Genomic DNA, 20,500 nt, shown 5'->3' with positions numbered 1-20,500 from the left:
CATCGTTCCCTTCAATATGATTCTTTTTTTATATAAACCTTTTATCCAGGGTTGAAACAGCCTGATTAGTTTTTTCTCTGCTTTTCCAAGCTAGCCACCATACATGTGAGCTCTTGCTGAAACTTCTCCTCAATTGTTGTCTTTAACCCATAAACCAGTAAAATATCCCCCTCTTGAATAAGTATATCGCTTAGCTCATTGCGAATTTTCGCTTGACCGCGATGAACGTACAATACCTGTATGTCCTCATCTGGGAGAATAAGTTTAGCTATTTTACTATGAATGAATGTGGAGTCCTTACAGATTTGAATGTTCACAATCCAATCTTGATCATCCATATAGAGGATTTCTTGGATAGGCATTTCGTGAAGCTCGTATTCACTCTTCAGATGTTTTTTAAACCGCTGGGCTAATCGGTTCTGCACCGCTTTATTCTTAACAACAAGGAGAACAATAGCAAAAAAAGCCGCGATCCCAACAAGCTGCAGCAAGCGGAAATCTTTAATAAGAATCGCGCTAATGAATGAGATCAAAACCGCTAATGAAAAAACGCCAAACAAAATTAGAAAAATCGAGATTTTGCGCCGAATCGGGTGCCTAGCTATGAGCTCTGATTCATCGGTAGTAAACCCGGTTGCTGTCAGCATAGAAACCACTTGAAACCTCGCAACCTCGACTTCAAGTCCTGTACTTACCAGCAAAACGACTGCAATCTCCAAAACTAGAAAAATGAAAATGAAATATAGCACTATAAACAGAAAGCTCATAATCCTATTCCCCTCCGAAAACAAAATTAGGGAAAAATGGATTGGCTCCATTTTCCCCTAATGTATGTTTGTTAATTTTTTCAAAGCCTATGCTCTTCGTCTTCCAGTAATAAGTGAAATGATGAACATGACAATAAAGACAAAGAATAAAATCTTAGCAATGCCGGCGGCGGCAGATACGATTCCAAAGAATCCAAAAACGCCTGCAACTAGTGCAATTATAAGAAATAAAATAGCTGCTCCTATCATATGACTCACATCCTCTTCTCGGGTATTTGACTTGCTTGTTTTTATATACCCCTCTGAAAAAGATTTGAATCATATTTTAGATAATTTAGTCAGGTGTCTGGTTTGCAGGTTTCCGTGCTAATTTCACCCCTTAACGCTCCCAGCCATGATGCCTTTAATGAAGGATTTCTGAAAGACGATAAAAAAGAGTGTGATTGGAAGCCCAACTAGCACTGTTCCGCCGAAGACAATGTCCCATTGTCCAATTTTGGAATTTGCAAAGACATAAAGATTAAGCGTGAGCGGGTACATGGAGCTTTTCGAGATGACAATGAGCGGAATCAACAGGTCATTCCAAATCCCAACACCACGTAGAATGAGGATAATACCGGTTATTGTTTTTAATAAGGGCATGTAGATCTGCAGGTAGATTCTGAATGAACTCGCTCCATCGATGGTTGCCGATTCTGGAAGCTCTTTGGGTATCGTTCGCATAAAACCAGCGTAAAGGAAAATGACAAAGGGCAGAAGCGTTCCTGCATAGAGCAAGGCGACTCCAAGAAAGGTGTTAATTAAATGGAATTGCTTCAATGCTAAGACCATGGGTACGATCGCAATTTGCACTGGGATGGAAATAAAAGCTACAGTGACTGTGTAGACATTGTTCATTAGCTTATTATTAGGCAATAGTATGCCATAAGCAGCCAGCGAGCCTAAGATGACCAGCATCGCGCAAGAAAGCACCAGAATGAACGCACTATTAAACAAAGCCGTTGGATAATGCAGCAGTTTAAATGCCTGGGCAATATTCTCGAAAGTGAAGGATTGACCAGATAATGTAAATGGATGGATGGAAATAAACTCTTTTTGTTTGAAGCCATTATTAATCGCATACCACAAAGGGAGCAAATATAAGAGCATGACTATCATCATGAATCCATTTGATGAAAGGGCATTTAGCTTTATCGTTTGTCGCATCGATTTCATATTAAGATTCTGTAATCTCCTTTCTGCGCAGGAACTTCAATTGCAGAACTACAAATAGCAATGTAACTAGGGTAAGAATAATGGCCAAAGCCATTGCTGGCCCTTGCTGCATACTTCTGAAAGCGAAGATATAAACGTCAATCGCCATCGTCTGGGAGGCAAATCCAGGTCCCCCATTCGTCAACACAAAAGGCAAATCAAAAATCGTCAGAATCCCAATCGTGGAAATTACCACATTTATCGTAATAGAAGGAGCTAACAATGGCAGCGTAATATAGACCAGCTTCTGAAGCTTATTAACGCCGTCCATACTTGCAGATTCATAGATTTCAGTTGGAATGGTGCTTAAACCGCCTAAGTAGATCATCATATAGAATCCAACGGCATACCAAATGATGCTAATACTCAATGCAGGCATTACGGTAGAAACTTGACCCAGCCAGTCCTGTACAAGCGATTCAAGCCCCATTTGGGTCAAAACATATTGCAAGGGTCCAAAAACAGGATTATAGATGACTCGCCAAATGACGCCTACCACAACCATCGACAAAATATTCGGTAAATACAGCACAACCTTGTAAAAGGTAGCCAGCTTTCCAATATCGTAGACGATGACAGCAAACAATAAAGAAATGATATTAAGAATCGGCACATATAAGATGATCAGAAATAGCGTGTTTTTAATTAGCTGCTTAAACTCGGGTGACTTAATAACATAAATAAAGTTATCAAAGCCTACATAGTTAATCTTTAAATTGATTCCATTCCAATCGGTAAAGCTGAACCTGAACGACATTAAAGCCGGGTAAACATAGAACACTAAGATAACCAAGAAAGCCGGTGCTGCAAAAGCAGTACCTGTAATCGTTTTGCGATTTCTGGCATACCAAGTTCTTTCCATAGCTTAGGTCACCTCATCATTTAAAAGAAACTCAACCCCGTATAAGGGAATTAATCTGCTTATACGAGGTTGAGCGACCTTACTTATTTTTTGTTCTTTATCGCTTCTTTGTACGTATCATCTGTAAACTTGGCTGCTGCATCTGGTGTTAATTCTCCGGTAAATACCCGCTGGAATGTCTGTACCAGCTTGGATTGTACTTCGGATGGCAGGAACTCAAACCATAATGGACCTGTTACCGGTGAAGCTTGTGAATCTTTAATATAAGTCGAGATTAAAGGATCGATCTTAATTTTGGATTCATCTGTTGCTTTCATCATCGGGATGTTGCCCTTCTTGTTCTGGTAAATGTAATAGCCCTCGCCCATAGTCATGAAGTTAAGCAATTGGATCGCAGCATCCTTATGCTTGCCTTCTGCAACCCCGAAGCCTGTTTCAGTAGCCAAAATCGGCACCTTTGCCTGATCCTTCATATTCCAAGGAGCCATGAAAACGCCTGTTCCAAAATCGGATTTCATCATTGTTCCAGCAAGCCATATACCGCTGAATGACATAGCTGCCTTCCCCTGCATAAACAAATCATTGGACTGGCCATACATCAAGCTGACAACACCTTTAACCAGATAGCCCTTGTCATAAAGCGTCTTAGCTTTGGTGAATACATCCGCATATTCGGGTGTATTGAAATCAAAAGTACCTGCAGTAATTTTCTTGACTGCTTCAGGATCTTTGGAAATAACGCTATCCGCGAAGCCTGTGCTCCATATCGTATTATTGATCGTGCCGTCCCCGCCAGCAACGGTTAAAGGCGTAATTCCTTTGCCTTTTAATATCTCGCAATCCGCCAGGAACTCTTCCCAATTCTGCGGCATGGTTGTAATACCCGCCTGCTCGAATAATTTCTTGTTATAGTAAATGAGTGATGTTGAAAGACCGCCCGCTATGCCAAACAGCTTGCCCGACTTCGAAGTGAATACACCTTTCAATCCATCAACTACATCTTTTCCTGCATCCGTATTAGTTAAATCAGCAATCAAGCCGTTCTCTGCCAGCTGGGATCCGAAATCTCCACCATCAATGGTGAAAAGATCAGGCAAGCTGTTTGCTGCCGCTTTGGGCTGTAAGTATTCAGCACTCGTATCATTAGGTATTTGGGAAAAGTCAATTTTGATATTAGGGTGGAGTTCCGTAAACTTATCCATCATTTGTTGCGCTGCATCCGACCAATCCGAGCTTTGCATAGCTACGGTCAGCGTTATCTTCTCATCAGGAGCTGGAGTAGCAGGAGCATCAGTTGCTGCCTCAGTAGGAGCTGTAGTTGGAGCCGTCGAGCTGGCTGTGGATGCTGCAGGAGTTTCGGTTGATTTGGAGCAGCCTGCTAGTAATCCGCCAAACATTACTACTGTTAGTGCTAATGGAATCATTTTGTTAGTAAATAATTTCACTTGACAGTCCCCCTAATTATTAGTTATTCCTAGAAAGAAAACCCCATTAAATCTTCCCTAATCAACCCTGATCGATAGCGCTCCTCTCTGAATAATTAAGATAATTAAATGTGCGATTAGCTTACTTTGAATATAACATAGGTGTTTTTTACTAGTAAGTCCAGAAAATTCATAAGTAGTTCAGAATATTCACACGTTGCTAGACTCCGCCAAAATAATCAACCAAACGGACAAAGTTGTGCTATGGTTAAGCTACATTCCTATAGGGAGCGATGTCGATGCCCAAACGAAGTTTCCTCTCGACCCTCAGTATTAAGTCAAAAATTATCCTTTCTATTTATAGCGCTATTATTCTCGTTACCACAATCATGGGCTACTATTCTTATCGAATGTCCGAAATAAACCTGATTAACAAAGTAAGTGTAGCTAATCTCGGCATCGTCCGGGAAATCAACAGCAATATTAATTTTCTGCAGCATGAAGTCGATGACACCTCCATCCAAGTGGGCTTAAACAATATTGTTCAATCTTACTTAAAGCGCAAAGAAGGCTCGCTCTATATTGATAATTCACTTTCCTATACAATGGGTCTTATCGCAAACAAGAGCTACAATAACTTTACGATCCTCTATGGCTTGGACGACAAGTTCGTTCCTTATATCGGTGCTAATGACGGCAGCTCGGGTGTTTATCCTTTTTCCACTTTTGAGAGAAGCAATCTGTACAAGCAAATATTAGCATTAAAAGGCAAACCGCTCTGGTTCGTGCTTCAGGATCAAACCCAGCAGCTTATTGAAAACAATAAGCATCCCAAAATCGTCATGGCCAGGATGGTCCGTGATCTCGATAATTATCAGAATATCGGGCTGCTGATCATGAGTGTCAATGAAGAATACATACGTAAAATATACTCGAGCAATCTGCAAACCAGTTCAGGAAGAATCGTCATTATGGATGATGATGGGAATGTTATCTCACAAGATGGTGTAGAAGCTACCTCGGATAAGTATAAGAATGATGGATTTATCGCAGAGGCATCTCTGAAAAGCGTGGGCAGTGAAGGCAGCATCGTCGATACGATTGCCGGCAAAAAGCTGCTAATCACCTACAGCAGCAGCAATTACGTTGGCTGGAAAATTTTTTATGCGGTGCCTTTGAGTACCTTAACTCAAGAATCAAAATCGATTAAAACCATTACTGTATTCATTGTTATAGGCTGTCTTATTGTACTGCTGCCTTTCATGCTGCTGATTTCATCGCTGCTCACGGCACCTATTAAAAAGCTGCTTGCTTCCATGAAGAGATTTCAGGAGGGTCATTTTGACGAGAGTGTTGAGATTACGAGCAGCGATGAAATTGGGCAATTAGGCAGAGGCTACAATAAGATGGTATCCAATATTAAGGATTTAATTAATGAGGTCTACGTCTTGCAGATTCAAGAGCGCGATGCTGAATTAACTGCTCTGCAAGCGCAAATTAATCCACATTTCCTCTATAACACCTTAGATATTATTTCTTGGAAAGCTCAGCTTTCAGGCGATAAGGAATTAAGCTCGATGATTTACTCGCTCTCGAGATTTTTCCGCCTAAGCTTAAATCGTGGTCAGAGCTTAACCATGGTTGCACACGAGAAAGAGTTAATTGAGCATTATCTGCTTCTGCTCAAAGTTCGCTTCAAAAGCAAGCTTACCTACGAAATACGCTTGGATGAAGACATCCTGCAATGTCTGATTCCCAAGCTCATCCTTCAGCCTTTTGTTGAGAATGCTGTGCTGCACGGACTTGAGAATCAGAAAGCTGGCGGGAGCATTATGATTACAGGCGTGAAGCAGCAGGAGCAAATTTGTTTCATCATTGAAGATGACGGAGTTGGCATGAGTGAGGAAGCGATTCATAATGTTTTTAACTCAACTCCTGTGGGTCCAATTGATCATTCTGTACTGCGAGGCGGATATTCGGTTAAAAACGTAAATGAGAGGCTTAAGCTGATTTACAATGACAAATATAGCTTGAACTTTTTTAGTAAACCCGGCAAAGGCACCCGAGTGGAGATTTATGTACCCGCTGCAGAAAATTCATTAATGGAGGGCTAACAATGATCAAGCTGCTAATTGTAGATGATGAAGAAGTAGTTAGAGATGGCATTAGGCTTACCATTGATTGGCTTTCTAATGGCATCGAGGTTTGCGGCGAGGCTGAGGATGGCAATCAAGCACTGGAGCTGATTCATGAGCTGAAACCCGATATCCTCTTGATGGATATTAGAATGCCATTAATGAATGGGCTGCAGGTAATTGAAGCCGTTTATGCCGCTCAGATTCCACTTAAATTTATTTTTTTAAGTGGTTACGATGATTTCTCTTATGCCCAGCAAGCAATGAAATTCGGAGCTTCAGCCTATCTCCTTAAGCCATGCATGCCGGAAGAGATTCTGGATACGATCTTAAAAGTTAAGTCCGAGCTGCAAGATCAACAGTCTAGAAAAGAAATGTACGAATCCTTACAGCTTAAATTCACCGAAAATTTACCGTTCCTCAAGGAAAAGTTCCTTGTTAAGTTGATCCATAATGAGGCAAATACGAATCAGCATTTGGTTGAAAACTTTGAGGTTTTTAAGCTTGCTATTGACCCAACAGGGCCAATTAATGTAGCTATCATCCAGATTGACGATCATTTGGTGCTTAAAGATACCCTAGAGAACAAAGAGGTTGAATTAATCAAGATTGCCGTTAAGAAGATTATTAATGAAATCATCGAAGCCGCTTACTGCTGCGAGGTTTTTGAGCATAAGAATGATTTCATTATTTTGGCTGCGGTTGATGGAGATCCAGATCGTTATAATCGACTGCTTGATCAAATAAAAGCAAGCATAAAGCGATTGCTAGGCTTCACTGTTTCTGTAGGTGTTGGCAGAATTTATGACGATTTCAGTCACATTCACCGTTCCTATATGGAAGCTGTTAAATCAATCGATGCTCGTTTTCTGCTCGGAACGGATTCCCTCATCCACTTTGAAGATATGACCTACGAGGAGGTTGAGGAGTTTATCTACCCGATTCAAGCGGAGAAAAATGTACTAAGCAGTCTGAAAACAGGGAATGCCTTGGAGCTAAGCAGCCGGCTTGAACTATTCTTCACGACAATCAGCCGGGATACCTCCTCCAAGGATCACATGCTGAAGTCCTGCCTCATGTTGTGTTTGTCTCTCTATCATATTGGGGTAGAGATGAATATGAAAACCGATGATATTTTTGGACAGGGTCTATCCTCCATTGATAACATATTGAAGCTTGGCACCTTGGAGCAAATCAAGGAAAAAATCGGACTCATCACTCACTCCTTTCTGGAGCAAACCCTTAACCGTAAAAGCAGCAATAAGATCATTGAATCCTCTTTGAAATATATCGCAGAAAATTATGACAAGGATCTGAATTTGGATAAAGTGGCTAATAGTATCTATATCAATCCTGGCTATTTCTGTCTGCTATTCAAAAAAACAGTTGGTACTAATTTTATTGACTATTTGAACAAAATCCGCATCGAGAAAGCATGTGAACAGCTGAAGGATATTCACGCCAAAAGCTATGAAGTTGCTTTTAAGGTTGGCTATTCCAATGAAAAATATTTCTATCAAATTTTTAAAAAGTATACGGGTATGACACCAACTCAGTATAGAGAGAGCATACAGGCTTGAGGCTCAACAAGAAAAAATCCTATATACGTCTGCATCTGAACCCGCAGCCGATATAGGATTTTTCTGCATTTTAACCGCTAGTTTGTGAAGTATACATCCCTGAAATAGTTGCTGTTGTTAAAGGTTGAGGTCGGCATCGTCCCCAAGGTCGTGGTAAAAGTTCCACTTCCCACATAGGTGAACAACGTCACATTATTAATGGCGCTGCTAAACCCACTGGACGATGCGGCATACTGATTGTCCGTGCTCGTTGAAACGGCGATAATGTAGTCGGTATTCGCTAGTGCACTAAATGCTGTGGGCAGTGTGAAATCCTTCCACCCTACCGTTCCTGAGGTTATGGTCCAAGTAAACGGTCCTGAAACGACCGTTCCCGTGGATACTTTCCAGATCCGCACGGTATGAACGCCACCTTCAGTAGCATTGGTATAAATCCTTACTTTGGAAATCGTCCCATTCACATTGGTTTTAAACTTGGTGCCCAATTCATATTGAGTATCCGTACCATAACCGCTTGGCGTCTGGGTAGTCATTATCGTGCGAGTGCCAGGTGCAGGAGTTGGTGTTGGACTCGGTGTTGGCGTTGGTGTAGGAGTTGGCGTTGGAGTACCTCCTCCGCTAGTCAATGAGGCTGAATCCATTCTGCCAAATGAAGTCGATAGTGTACCACTTCCCGTACTATCGATACCCACTCGGATATTGCCCGCTGTTGCGACTGTAAAGGTGATCGACTTGCTTGCCCAGCTTGTGTTGCTGAAGGTAGAGCTTTGCAGAACAGATAAAGTGGAGGATTGAATCGCAAACATCCGAATCGGAACCCCGCTGCTTTGAACGGAAGCAGAGAAAGTATACGTTCCAGGTGTCAAATATACCCCTTGGTATAAACCAGCATATCCTAGATTAAAGGATTGGATATAGCCCCAATAACCGCCAGGCTGGCCAACAGCTGTATTGCTTGCACCTGCCGCTCCCTGCTGCGACCAGTAAGTAACGCCTTTATACGTCGTACTCGGCAAACCAGCAGAGTCAAAGTTCGTATTCACTAAAGCTGGATTGCTGTTAATCCCAGTGAAATCCGGAGAATCTCCCGAGAAATCGGTTCGCGGCATGGAAAGAAAACTGGAATGTACTTTGGCTCCTGAGCTAGGAACAGGGATTAATATGTTATTCTTGAAGGTGATCGATTTAGTAGGTGTCGCTGGACCCGAAACATAAACGTCCGAGGTAAGCGCACCTATCGGCCGTGTCGCTGTAAATGAATTATCATGAACATTCACATTGCTTATTTCTACCTGCGATTGATCGGGAGCGCCACCTGTCCAGTTAATGAATACGAACCCATTGCAGCCTCCTACACAAGTATCCACAACCGTATTATGATCCACTTCAATATTCTTGGTCGGAATCGGATTAGCAGTTGACCACCAAATGCCTGCGCCTCCTCTTGGATCATTATAGGAAGCCCAAACATAAATGCCATCGTCCCCAGTTGTCAGGTTGTTATTGGTTACCCGAATGTTCTGGCAGTTCGCCAAACTGACCCCATCTGCGTTCAAACCAGTAGGTGTATTCGTCGTCACCCCGCTGATCAGACCATTGGTCGATTGTCGAATGGCCATGTTGTACATGGATGCACCCGAGATAGTGATATTGGAAATGGTGAAATTGTTGACCTCGAAAAAGCCAATGGCGTGGATTAAAATACTTGTTGAATCGCCTCCATTTGTCGTCATTTGGATTTTACCAGTACCTGTTATTGTAATGTCATGCGTCCCCGAACCAGCAAAAATCAGTGGATAGTCGTGGTCCGCCCAAGCATTAAAGGGAATCGCTCCCCCAACAAGCCGACCTTGATGATGAGTATGAGCGAAATGGGCAAGCGTTTGGCTTTGCTTGAGAATCGCTGTGCCGTTTAAGTTCAAGGTAACATTGTTTTTGAGTGTAATATCTCCTGAAAGGAACGTATAACCTGTTGGAAGATTTACCGTCCCGCCGCCAGAAGCTGTTACCGCATCGATAGCAGATTGAATCGCAGCACTATCATTTGTCGTCCCATTTCCCGTAGCATTATACGGAGCATTTCTCACATTCACATCCAAGGCGTGAGCAGCAGTTGGCTTGATAACCATCAAAATGGCCAACAGTAAAAAGGTAAACATCAATACGGTGAGCATTCTCGAATCCAATACCTTTGTCCTCATCAAATCTCCTCCATTATTCAAATGAATTTCGGTGAATTATGCATGGGTAAACGGCTACGCCGTCCTTTTGGACGGGATGCGTTTGCCAAGGAATATCTGCGGAAAGTATAGAATTATATACTTTCTGATATTCTGAAAATGAACCCTTTATGGGTCCATTGAATTGTGAGCTTTACCACCTCCAAATTATTTAATTAGCTGCAAGATTTCTATTGTATTCCGATGGATAATCGCTTCTATTGCTTCCTCTGGAATGCGCGGAAGCTTGGTACCTTCCACCAAGGCATTAATATTGCGCAAAGATTCCATCGTTTGATGTGCAGTAAAGAAAGGGAAATCCGAGCCGAACAGAACCTTTTCGGGAACCCTGTATTCAATCACATTCATCATTGCATTATAGAATTGCCAAGGGCGTGCCCCAAGGGCAGACAAATCCGCATACACATTGGGATGCTTGCGAATAACGGAGACACATTCCCCATGCCAAGGATGGCCCAGATGGGCAATCACCATTTTCAAATCAGGAAAGGTTCGGGCAATCGGGTCCAGCATCGCAGGTCGGGAAGCATCAAGAAACCCTTCCGAGACGAATGATGTCCCTTGATGCCAGAGAATAGGGATATCCAGCTCATTCGCCTTCGCATATAGCGGAAAATACTCAGCTCGATCCGGATAGAAATTCTGATAAATCGGCGCTAGCTTCAAGCCAACCAGCCCAAGCTCTTTAACGGCGTATTCAAGCTGCTGAGGTGCATCAGCATCATGCGGATTCACACTGGCAAAGCCAAATAAATGCTCGCGATGATTGTTCACATGCTCAGCAACATATTCGTTGGGAACAATAATTCCCGTAGCCGGGCAATTAAAAGCCAGAACAATTGCTCCATCCACTTGCTTAAGCTCTTCCCAATGCCGTTCAGGTGTAGCGATTAATTCATATGCTTCACCCCATGCCCGCTTGGCATCAGCTAGAAAGCTTCCACCTACATGTCCAGGCCCAAATAAATGGGTATGACAATCAAAAACCATCGGATTCACGACCCTTCCCAGCTAATTTGTCACAATAAGATGATCTGTCGTATATTTGCGAATCACTTCCTCGTTTAATTCCACCCCTAATCCCGGAGCAGTTGGAACATGCACATAGCCATCCGAATCCAAAACCAGCGGATTGATCACAAGCTCGCGGCTAAGCGGAGTATCATTGGTGCAAAATTCCTGAAACACCGGATTTTTCTGATACGAATTTAAATGCAAGGAAGCAGCCGTTAATATATCCGAAGTCCAGGCATGGGGGATGAGCAGCTTGCCTGCTTGTTCGACCATCGTAACCAGCTTTCTTACCTCAGTTAAGCCACCCGCACGCGATACATCCGGCTGAATAATATCCACATCGCCTTCGATCAACAGCTGTTTATATTCATATAAGCCCGCAAGCTGTTCACCACAAGCAATTCGCACATCAACCGCATTAGCCAGCTTCTTATAGCCTTCCAGATTATCCGATTTCAAGGGCTCTTCCACAAAAAACACATTAAAATTACCTAATTCCTTGACTAACTGAATCGCTAATTTTACATCTGAAGTCCACATGCCATCGACTAGAATATCCATATCATTGCCTATACCCTTACGAATAGCTTCGACTAGTGGCACGACTCTCGATGGATCTTCTGTCACAGCCCCCCAACCGAATTTAACCGCTTTAAACCCAAGTGAACGATATTTCTGTGCAGCATCGATCATTTCTTCAGGTGTATTGCGGAATAACGTACTTGCATAAGCTTTTATCTTCTCGTGATTTCTGCCTCCAAGCATAACGCATACAGGCTGTCCCGTCGCTTTACCAATAATGTCCCAGATCGCAATATCGATCGCACTCATTGCATGGATCGCAGCCCCTCTCCGACCTTGATAGAAGGAGGATTGATACATTTTGGTCCATATTTTGTCATACTCAAACGGGTTTTCACCAATCACCGCATACTTCAAGCCTTCGGAGAATGCGTGCAAATAGCTTGGAGCTTCAATGAACGCTTTCATGATGTGAGGATGGGAATCGCAATCCGCGATGCCGGTAATCCCTTCATCCGTATGAACCTTGAGAATGAATGCATATTTAGGACCACGGGAATCGGAAGCTTCTGAAGCCATGCCATATTCAAAGGGACTTGTCAGAATCGACATTTCGATCGCTGTAATTTTCATCGTTTAATTACTCCTTGTTTTATAATCAAAGGTAGAGGCAATCCCACTCTCCGGAAGCAGCCGCTTGGATAATCCGCGATACCAGGCTTCCACCTTCGTAAAGCCTTCTGCATACTTGCACCCTGCCTGATAACCGCGAAATTTACCTACCGTATCCACAACATCCAATAAGTCGACTTCCATCAGATCCATAAAAATATGCAACTGACTGGCATGTTTGGCAAGCGCAGCTTTTTTAATCTCGATCGTTTCCGTTATATCGACAAACTCTGTTGGCAGGAAGTCGATTCCCCCTGTGTTATCCATTAGATAAAGCGTAACCTGACGGTTCGTTGGTGGATGTTCGGTATGGATATGAGCAATACTTGTAAGCGGCAGCGCATCCCAAACTAATTGATAGGTGATCCGATGATCGGGATGATAGTCATTGGCTCCATGGGTAATGACCAAATCCGGGTTCACGCTGCGCATCATATCGACAAAAACAAGCCGATTTTGAATCGTGTTTTCCAGCAATTCATCCGGATAGCCCATCCAAATCGGTGTCGCCCCAATAACCTCGCAGGCTTCGCGAAACTCGGATTCACGAATTCTCGCCAGCTCATCCGGTAAAGTATCATAATTCCCCATGTTTCCGTTGGTGGCAACCGCCATGAATACCTGATGCCCTTGCATCACATACATCGCTAACGTTCCCGCGCATTGGATCTCAATATCATCGGGGTGTGCTCCTATAGCAAGAATATTCATTGAATACCCATCCTCCAATCGAATTCTTTTCTTATCAGCTATAAATCATCACAGTTTTGGTCGAGCTGTTTTTTCCTTCAACTAGTTCATTAATCACAGTCTCAGCGCTTTCAAAATTGATTTGCCGCGTCACGATTGCTTTTACATTCACCTTACCGCCTTGCACCAAACGGATGCCTTTATCCCATAGCAACGGGGCTGATGTACAGGTGACAATTGTTAAATCCTTGGCAACAATATGATCGGATGGAATCGATGGCTGATCCGAACCATTCAGACCATATAAAACAACCGTCCCGCTTGGAGCCACAACCTCCATACAAGCTTTGACAGCTTGCACACTTCCAGAGGCCTCTACCACAACATCGATTTCCTTACCTGCGAAATAATCGATTAATGCTGTTCGAGAGCTATTAACTACGTAATCAGCACCTAACTGCAAGCCCAATGCTAAAGGTTCATCACGGATATCAATTAAAGTCACTGTTAACGCACCATAAGCTTTAGCCAGCTGAATAAATAAAAGCCCTGCCGGACCTGCACCGAAGACAGCGACATGACTTCCCACCATATTGCGAACACGATCAATGGCACCTAACGTACAATTCAACGGCTCCATCATTGCACCTTCGGCAAAGCTCAGCTCATCAGGCAAGCGGTACAGATTGCTTGGCTTCACCGTAACCAGCTCTCCATAACCACCTGATCCATAAGTGGTTCCTAGCTCGCCGCCTTGCGCACACATATTCTTTCGCCCGATCAAACAATACCGACAGCTGCCGCAGCTAACGACTGGATCAATTATGACCCGCTCCCCTACCTCCCAGCCCGTCACATCCTTGCCGATTTGTTCAATAATACCGGACATTTCATGGCCTAGAATCCACGGAGGTTTGGCAAAATCCAGCTTGCCCGTAATCATATGGATGTCTGTTATACAGATTCCTGCTGCTTTTATCTTTACTCGAATTTCTTGATTTTTAAGATCAGGAGTAGGCCAGTATGACTCTTGCTCTACCCGATTCAATTCCTTCCAGACTAAAGCTCTCATAGTGCTACCCATATGAATTCTCCTTAAAGAACTCCGTATTTTTCATAGACATCACGCAATAATTTGCCATCCATCAGCTCTCTGCGGGAATTATTCTCCCCGGTTACTTTAGCTATGGCCATCTCAACTACTTTTTCCAGCACAGCATTAGGAATTACAGCAACACCATCCCGATCCGCAAAAATAACATCTCCCGGGTAAACCAACACGCCACCTGCTTCAACTGGAATATCATAATCGATCACGATCCCTCTGCCCTTGGAATCAACCGGCTTAAAACCTGTACAATAAACGGGAAAGCCTAATTCAATAATCTTGCCTGTATCCCGGATCAAGCCATCGACAATAGCTCCCCTGGCCCCTCTCATCTTGCAAGCGGTGGAAAGCAGTTCTCCCCACATCCCGTTTCTCGTCGATTGATTGGTTGCCGCAATAACTACCTCGCCTGGCTTTACACTATCAAGTGCCTCAATCTCTTTCTCATAAGGATTATCTTGAATATGGTAGACATCTACAGCTAAGATCGTTTTCGCACGTCCTACTACAATTTGTTTGCCAACCTCGAGCGGACGAATATGCTCGCTCATTGCTTGATTGCGATAGCCCAATTCATCGAGACTGTCACAAATTACCGCCGCGTATAATTGTTTTTGCATAAGCTCAAAAAGCTCATTGTCATTTGCAAATAGCATGATTGTTACATTCCTCCTATAAGATCAATGGGTTCTGCTTCAATATAGCACAGGCAATTTTGACCCGTAAGTCTAGAAAATTCAGAAGTAGTTTAGAATATTCAGTGATCTTAATAAAAAATAAAGCCTTCCTCCTCTGTAAATAACTCAGAGTGGAAGGCTTCCAGTTGGTCGGCAGATTCATCATTAATTAATTTAGCGGAATGATCCATAAATCATCACTACCTTTGAGCTCGGCATATGCGATTTGCTTAACATCCATAAAGCCTTGTTTTTCGGCTAGCTCTCTAATGAGGGCCTCACTTATCTTGCGACCACGAAATGCCTCTGTGAGAATCTCCCCGTCATCAATAACAGGGATAGAAAGAATCTGAACATTCTCAAAACCAGGCTTTTTGATCACGCTAATCGAACCATTGGTTTCGTAAATCACCGTCTCTACAACATGAAAGCTAAAAACGTCTCTTTCCCGCATCATCGTTGTCAGATCTTTGAAATTCAATGAACTCGCCCGCAGCAATTGTTGATTAACTATTCCTTCATCCACCAGAAGACTAGCTCTACCTTCCGTTATTTGCAGCACCTTAGCCGAGCGAATCGTCAGCTTCTCCATGCTATAGGCAAGAATCGCCCAAATGGCAAGCGCATAAATTAAATGGGTGAATTTCACTTGATCATCGTAAAGCGTATTGCCGACAATCTCACTCAACATAATCGAGCTGAAAAAATCGAGCGGGGTAAGCTGACCAATCTCATTACGGCCCAATACCAGAGCAATCATCCAAAGCCCAACAAAGCCAATTAGTAGTTTGATAAGAATCATCGTGAACATAAAGTTTCTCCTCTTTTTTGCTAAAGCTACCCGCGGATTAGTGACTCCGCTCCGTCTATATATATTTCTGTTCCCGTAATGTGATTGGATAGATCAGATGCGAGAAAAGCTAATAATTGAGCTACTTGTGCAGGAGATCCTGGCTTCTTCTCTAATGGTTTGTCACCTTCAGGAAATTCCACTGGAATTTCAATTTCATCGACTTCCGATTTTCTATCGGTGTTTTTCTGAATATTCGTCTCAATTGCACCTGGACAAATAGCATTCACACGGATGCCATAGGCTGCAAGCTCAAGCGCCGCCATTTTCATAAATGCGACCTGCCCCGCCTTCGTCGTGCTATATGCACTAAAACCAAAATTAGAAAAAATGCGATTGCCATTTACCGAGCTGGTAATAACCACACTTCCACCTTGTTTTTTGAGATGAGGGATTGTATGCTTCAAGGTCAGAAATGTCCCCGTCAAGTTGATATCCATCGTTGCTTTCCAATCTTCTACTTCCATACTCTCAATCGCATTCAACACACCATTTACACCGGCATTGGCAATTACTATGTCTAAACGGCCATATCTTTTTACAAGATCCTGCACAGCTTTTTCCATTTCTGCCGGATTAGAGATATCTGCCTTCAGTGCCATTGCCTCTCCGCCTTTGCGGACAATTTCAGCTTGTACTTCCTCTGCATCCGCTACATGCCGATTTAGAACAGCTACTTTCACCCCATATTGAGCCAAGAGCAAAGCTGCTGCCTTCCCAATTCCAGAGCCACCGCCCGTCACCAAAGCTACTTTACCGTTTAAAGATTCCATTTATATGCCTCCTTTAACTAATAATATGTAGGTATCATGCCTTTTTAACCTTATCCGAGTTATTTAAAACAAGGTCGTGGAATTATCAAAAATCAGTTGAGTTATCTATAGCTTGCTCCTTATAGTATAATATTCCTTAACAGACTTAGATTACCCGCGTTTAACATCTTAAATAGGCGGTGGAACGTGATGAAGGAAATGAATTTAAGCGATTTGGATCAAATCATCCAGCTTAATAAAACTGAAGCAGAACGAGTTATTTTACAGCAAAAAAACGAGCAGCGACAGATAAGAACCAGACCCCGAGACCCAGATGAAATTCAAATATTAAACAAATTAGCCGTATTAAAGTGGGAACGTGCAGTTGCATCTGGTAAAGTCATTATGCTGAATAAGCAGGAGTGGTATTATGAGTGCGATTGAGCTGATCAAAAAAACCTAGACATCGACTATATGATTCAAAAAGCACAAATAGACTTAACGAGTGAACAGCTTCAAGCGTGGATCGAGATTAATCCTACCTAAGATGGGAGCATAAAAATGATTGAATACCTTCGAATGACCTCCTTGTTCGCAGATTTAACTAGCGTTCATTTGGAGCGAATTGCTGAAGAATGTACCATGAGTACTTATCCAGCTGGCAAGATACTTTTTCATGAAAATGATACGGGTACTGTTTTCTATGTAGTTGTTTTTGGAGCAATTAAAATTTATACATCAAATATTAACGGTGAAGACAAAATACTATCCATCCTTACCCGAAATGATAGCTTTGGAGAAATTTCATTATTGGATGGCAAGCCGCGTTCCGCAACAGCCCAAACCATCGAAGAAACCAGATTGATTGCCTTGACGGGAAAAAACTTCAATAACCTGCTGCGCACTAACTTCGAGATTACACTAAACATTATTAAACAGCTAAGTACTAGATTAAGAGAAACGAATCGTCAGGTTCATGACCTTACTTACTTGGATGCCAAACAGCGAATTCTAAAAAATTTAGTTACCTTGGCAAAAACCCATGGGAGACGAAATAAAGATACCTTTACCATTAAAGTAAATCTAGATTACGATGAAATGGCTCAATTCGCTGGCGTCACCAAAACTTTGCTTTTTGAGGTGTTCAGCGAGCTGCAAAGCAAAGATATATTAAAAGTTCTGAATAATCAATATGTACTGGACTTAACTAAATTGAAGTGATGACTTGTAGATCAGCACCCTTTAAGAAAATCTTTTCGTTATTAGATACCTCTTTTTCGCTACCATTCTCGATACATCACCCTATTGGAGTCATTTACGAAAGTTTGGCGTTATTAGCGAATCTATTTCGTTACTAACGCCAAATTTTCTTTATTGAGCGACTTGTGATTGATTTGCCTGATAAATAACGAAAATCAGGTATGTAGTAAGGAAATAATTTCCTTAACTTATCAAAAACTAACTAATACAGCAAAAAGCCGAGGTCCGGGGACTTCGGCTTTTTGACTATAGCATGACTAGATAGAATGGCAACCAAAAAACTAAGACTTATTTATGAAGCTTAGCCTTTAATTTATTAGCGAATAGCTCGAGCAATATTGCAAAAGCAAGCACGAAGTAAGTAATCATTCCGATTTCGCGAAGATCCAAGTAGAAGGAGCTGGCCATAAACATATCAAAGCCAATGCCACCCGCTCCCGCTGCAGCGCCCATGGCTACAGCCACACCAAAGTTAATTTCAAATCGGAAGAATGTCCAAGAAAGAATCGATGTCACAGATGATGGCAGCACTGCCTGAAAAACAATTTGCCACCAGTTTGCACCGCTCCCCTTCAATGCCTCAATTACTCCTTCATCCAATTCTTCAAAAGATTCCGAATAGGCTTTGATCAAGTAACTGACAGAGTGGAAGGTCATGCCGACAACAGCCGCAACACTGCCCAGTCCAGCCGCAACAGCAAAAATCAGTACCCACAATACAGTTGGAACCGCCCTAATAAAAGCAGCTAAGCTCTTTATTATATTCGAAACTTTACTGTTGGACAGATTACGAGCCGCGAAGAGTCCAAGAAATAAAGCGATGATTGCTCCAAATAGGGTTGTGAGAAAAGCGAGACCCACGGTTACTAGTATGCCATAAAGTGCCTCACCAAAAGTAAAGTGTTTAAAATGAGCTTCGGTAAACATTTTTTTGAAATTTTCAGATGCAGCCAGAAGTCCATCCAAAGTGTTAACACCCTTATAATCAAAGGTAATAAATCCATAAATCGATAAGAGCACGAGTGCCAGCAAAGTTATTCTAATGATAAAAGCTGGTTTGTTGAAGGGCTTGGCCGGGATAGCAATGCCAGAATATGGAGCTTGGGAGGATTTAAGCATATCCATTATATAATCACCCTTCTGACATAATTGGATATGGTTTCAATAGTGAAGATCGAGACAACAATCGCTAGCACAACCAAGCTAGCTGCATGATAATTCAAGCTTTTGTAATATAAATTAAAAGAGAAGCCAATTCCGGTTCCTGTGAGAATGCCAATTAAGGTCGCACTTCGAATATTCGTCTCAATCATAAATAAGATCCAGCTAATCATTGCGGGAATACAGCTAGGGATAACGGATTGAAAAATAATTGCAAAATAACCAGCACCTGTAGCACGCAAAGCTTCAACAGAATCCGTGCTCGATTCATCAATAGTTTCTATAAAAACGCGCGTAAGAAAACCAAAACTAACAAAGAACAAGGCAAGCCAACCCGTTAGGGCGCTTTGTCCAAAAGAAAACAGTAAAATCAAAGCCCATGCAGCCACATCAATATTACGGAAAATGGTCCCAAAGCCTCGGCAAATGATTGCAATAAAAAGATTAACTCTCGTCGTCTTAGCACCCATGATTGCAAAAAAACCAGCAAAAACTGCAGCTACGGTTGTCGAGGCAATTGAGATCAGCACCGTTTCAACTAGTTTATTGAGAATGCTCGGAAGCTTCTCCAACGACACGGCATTGGGATAAAAATTAGTTACGGCCCATGTGATTGCTTTCGGAACGGAAGCAAATCCTTGAACGATGCTAAACTCCGTTATAATGATGAACATAATGGCTAGAGCTACGATAATGCCAAGGATACCAAGTGATTGCCATCTTTTCCTGGCAAAAAATTTATCCGACATGTCGCCCACCGACGTCCGTGATGAGGTCACCAGCCTCAGAGCCGTAAATCTGGTAGATTTCTTCGGAGGTGATTTTCTGAGGTGATCCATCAAAGATAACCGTCCCTTTATTGACCCCAATAATGCGATCAGAGTAGCTCAGCGCAACATCGACTTGATGCAAATTAATCAGTACAGTTATACCCATTACTTTGGATATATTCCGCAGATGGTCCATAATCACTTTCGAAGCATTTGGATCCAACGATGCAATGGGCTCGTCACATAACAGCAGCTTGGGATTCTGCAGCAGTGCTCTAGCGATACCCACGCGTTGCTTTTGTCCCCCGCTTAACTGGTCGCACCGTTTGTAAATGTGCTTTGTGAGCCCTAACAATTCAAGAATTTGCATAGCTTGCTGTTTTTCTTCCGCTGTATACCAGCCTAGTGATCCCATTAAAGTAGATTTGTAGCCCAATCTGCCATGCAAAACATTTTCAATAACCGTCAAACGATTCACTAGATTGTAATGCTGAAAAATCATTCCGATTTTCGTCCTCAGCTTGCGCAGCTCTGCCTTTTTCAAATCCATCACTTGTACGCCATCAAAGTTAATTTCTCCGCTGCTAGCATCAATCATCCGATTAATGCAGCGAAGGAGAGTGGATTTCCCTGCCCCCGAAGGGCCAATAATGGAAACGAACTCTCCTTCCTTCACAGAGAAGTTAACGTCCGATAACGCCATTGTATCCTGACCATACTGCTTGGATACATGCCTTACATCTAATAACGTTGTCATGGCTA

General features: G+C 42.5%; 20 protein-coding genes. 4 read left to right on the top strand and 16 right to left on the bottom strand.

What is annotated here, in order from left to right:
- Positions 1–65 precede the first annotated feature (65 nt).
- The 5 genes from EHS13_RS07745 to EHS13_RS07725 form a co-directional block, all read right to left on the bottom strand.
- A complete protein-coding gene (locus tag EHS13_RS07745) occupies positions 66–767 on the bottom strand; it encodes a hypothetical protein (protein ID WP_155699781.1) in 702 nt (233 codons plus the stop codon).
- A gap of 87 nt (positions 768–854) precedes the next feature.
- On the bottom strand, positions 855–1,016 hold the full coding sequence (locus tag EHS13_RS07740) for a DUF1328 domain-containing protein (protein WP_155705263.1): 162 nt from the start codon (positions 1,014–1,016) through the stop codon (positions 855–857).
- A 123-nt stretch (positions 1,017–1,139) separates the two neighbouring features.
- Positions 1,140–1,982: a carbohydrate ABC transporter permease gene (locus EHS13_RS07735; RefSeq protein ID WP_155699780.1), complete on the bottom strand. Its 843-nt coding sequence runs from the start codon at positions 1,980–1,982 to the stop codon at positions 1,140–1,142.
- A 1-nt stretch (position 1,983) separates the two neighbouring features.
- Entirely contained in the window at positions 1,984–2,883 is a 900-nt protein-coding gene (locus tag EHS13_RS07730; protein ID WP_155699779.1) for a carbohydrate ABC transporter permease, read from the bottom strand.
- A gap of 83 nt (positions 2,884–2,966) precedes the next feature.
- The gene (locus EHS13_RS07725; protein ID WP_155699778.1) at positions 2,967–4,328 is read right to left on the bottom strand and encodes an ABC transporter substrate-binding protein; all 1,362 of its coding nucleotides are present in this window, start codon (positions 4,326–4,328) and stop codon (positions 2,967–2,969) included.
- Between the two features lie 278 nt (positions 4,329–4,606).
- Here EHS13_RS07725 and EHS13_RS07720 point away from each other — a divergent pair, with 278 nt between their 5' ends.
- Positions 4,607–6,421: a cache domain-containing sensor histidine kinase gene (locus tag EHS13_RS07720; RefSeq protein WP_162462996.1), complete on the top strand. Its 1,815-nt coding sequence runs from the start codon at positions 4,607–4,609 to the stop codon at positions 6,419–6,421.
- A 2-nt stretch (positions 6,422–6,423) separates the two neighbouring features.
- The gene (locus EHS13_RS07715) at positions 6,424–8,022 is read left to right on the top strand and encodes a response regulator (RefSeq protein WP_155699776.1); all 1,599 of its coding nucleotides are present in this window, start codon (positions 6,424–6,426) and stop codon (positions 8,020–8,022) included.
- A 77-nt stretch (positions 8,023–8,099) separates the two neighbouring features.
- Here EHS13_RS07715 and EHS13_RS07710 read toward each other — a convergent pair whose 3' ends face one another.
- From EHS13_RS07710 to EHS13_RS07675, 8 genes are all read right to left on the bottom strand, one after another.
- Complete coding sequence (locus EHS13_RS07710; protein WP_155699775.1) at positions 8,100–10,223, bottom strand: DUF4082 domain-containing protein; 2,124 nt, start codon at positions 10,221–10,223, stop codon at positions 8,100–8,102.
- 186 nt (positions 10,224–10,409) lie between these two features.
- Complete coding sequence (locus EHS13_RS07705) at positions 10,410–11,252, bottom strand: amidohydrolase family protein (RefSeq protein WP_155705262.1); 843 nt, start codon at positions 11,250–11,252, stop codon at positions 10,410–10,412.
- Between the two features lie 21 nt (positions 11,253–11,273).
- Positions 11,274–12,431, bottom strand: coding sequence for a mandelate racemase/muconate lactonizing enzyme family protein (locus EHS13_RS07700; protein WP_155699774.1), 1,158 nt, complete (start codon positions 12,429–12,431; stop codon positions 11,274–11,276).
- Positions 12,432–12,434: 3 nt separating this feature from the next.
- Positions 12,435–13,181, bottom strand: coding sequence for a PIG-L deacetylase family protein (locus EHS13_RS07695; protein ID WP_155699773.1), 747 nt, complete (start codon positions 13,179–13,181; stop codon positions 12,435–12,437).
- Positions 13,182–13,215: 34 nt separating this feature from the next.
- Complete coding sequence (locus EHS13_RS07690; protein WP_155699772.1) at positions 13,216–14,244, bottom strand: zinc-dependent alcohol dehydrogenase; 1,029 nt, start codon at positions 14,242–14,244, stop codon at positions 13,216–13,218.
- 11 nt (positions 14,245–14,255) lie between these two features.
- Positions 14,256–14,924, bottom strand: coding sequence for an RraA family protein (locus EHS13_RS07685; protein ID WP_227013833.1), 669 nt, complete (start codon positions 14,922–14,924; stop codon positions 14,256–14,258).
- Between the two features lie 190 nt (positions 14,925–15,114).
- On the bottom strand, positions 15,115–15,756 hold the full coding sequence (locus EHS13_RS07680) for a DUF421 domain-containing protein (protein ID WP_155699771.1): 642 nt from the start codon (positions 15,754–15,756) through the stop codon (positions 15,115–15,117).
- Positions 15,757–15,782: 26 nt separating this feature from the next.
- On the bottom strand, positions 15,783–16,568 hold the full coding sequence (locus EHS13_RS07675; RefSeq protein WP_155699770.1) for an SDR family oxidoreductase: 786 nt from the start codon (positions 16,566–16,568) through the stop codon (positions 15,783–15,785).
- A 189-nt stretch (positions 16,569–16,757) separates the two neighbouring features.
- Here EHS13_RS07675 and EHS13_RS07670 point away from each other — a divergent pair, with 189 nt between their 5' ends.
- Together EHS13_RS07670 and EHS13_RS07665 are read left to right on the top strand one after the other, a co-directional pair.
- Positions 16,758–16,991 (top strand): hypothetical protein, encoded by a 234-nt coding sequence (locus EHS13_RS07670; RefSeq protein ID WP_155699769.1) that lies wholly within the window; start codon positions 16,758–16,760, stop codon positions 16,989–16,991.
- 117 nt (positions 16,992–17,108) lie between these two features.
- Positions 17,109–17,768 carry a Crp/Fnr family transcriptional regulator gene (locus EHS13_RS07665; protein ID WP_155699768.1) on the top strand — a complete coding sequence of 220 codons (660 nt, stop codon included), beginning with the start codon at positions 17,109–17,111 and terminating at the stop codon, positions 17,766–17,768.
- Positions 17,769–18,095: 327 nt separating this feature from the next.
- Here the strand turns inward: EHS13_RS07665 and EHS13_RS07660 are convergent, their stop codons facing one another.
- From EHS13_RS07660 to phnC, 3 genes are read right to left on the bottom strand one after another with little or no spacing between them, the layout of a single operon-like run.
- Complete coding sequence (locus EHS13_RS07660; protein WP_155699767.1) at positions 18,096–18,932, bottom strand: PhnE/PtxC family ABC transporter permease; 837 nt, start codon at positions 18,930–18,932, stop codon at positions 18,096–18,098.
- Positions 18,932–19,717 (bottom strand): PhnE/PtxC family ABC transporter permease, encoded by a 786-nt coding sequence (locus EHS13_RS07655; protein WP_155699766.1) that lies wholly within the window; start codon positions 19,715–19,717, stop codon positions 18,932–18,934. The genes EHS13_RS07660 and EHS13_RS07655 overlap by 1 nt, the downstream gene beginning before the upstream one ends.
- The gene (gene phnC, locus EHS13_RS07650) at positions 19,707–20,495 is read right to left on the bottom strand and encodes a phosphonate ABC transporter ATP-binding protein (protein WP_155699765.1); all 789 of its coding nucleotides are present in this window, start codon (positions 20,493–20,495) and stop codon (positions 19,707–19,709) included. Before phnC ends, EHS13_RS07655 begins: the two co-directional genes overlap by 11 nt.
- Positions 20,496–20,500: the final 5 nt, after the last annotated feature.

This window comes from Paenibacillus psychroresistens (genome assembly GCF_009728935.1).
Taxonomy (GTDB): Bacteria; Bacillota; Bacilli; order Paenibacillales; family NBRC-103111; genus Paenibacillus_AC; species Paenibacillus_AC psychroresistens.
The sequence above is the reverse complement of the archived record's forward strand: the minus strand, read 5'-3'. Positions and strand labels throughout refer to the sequence as shown.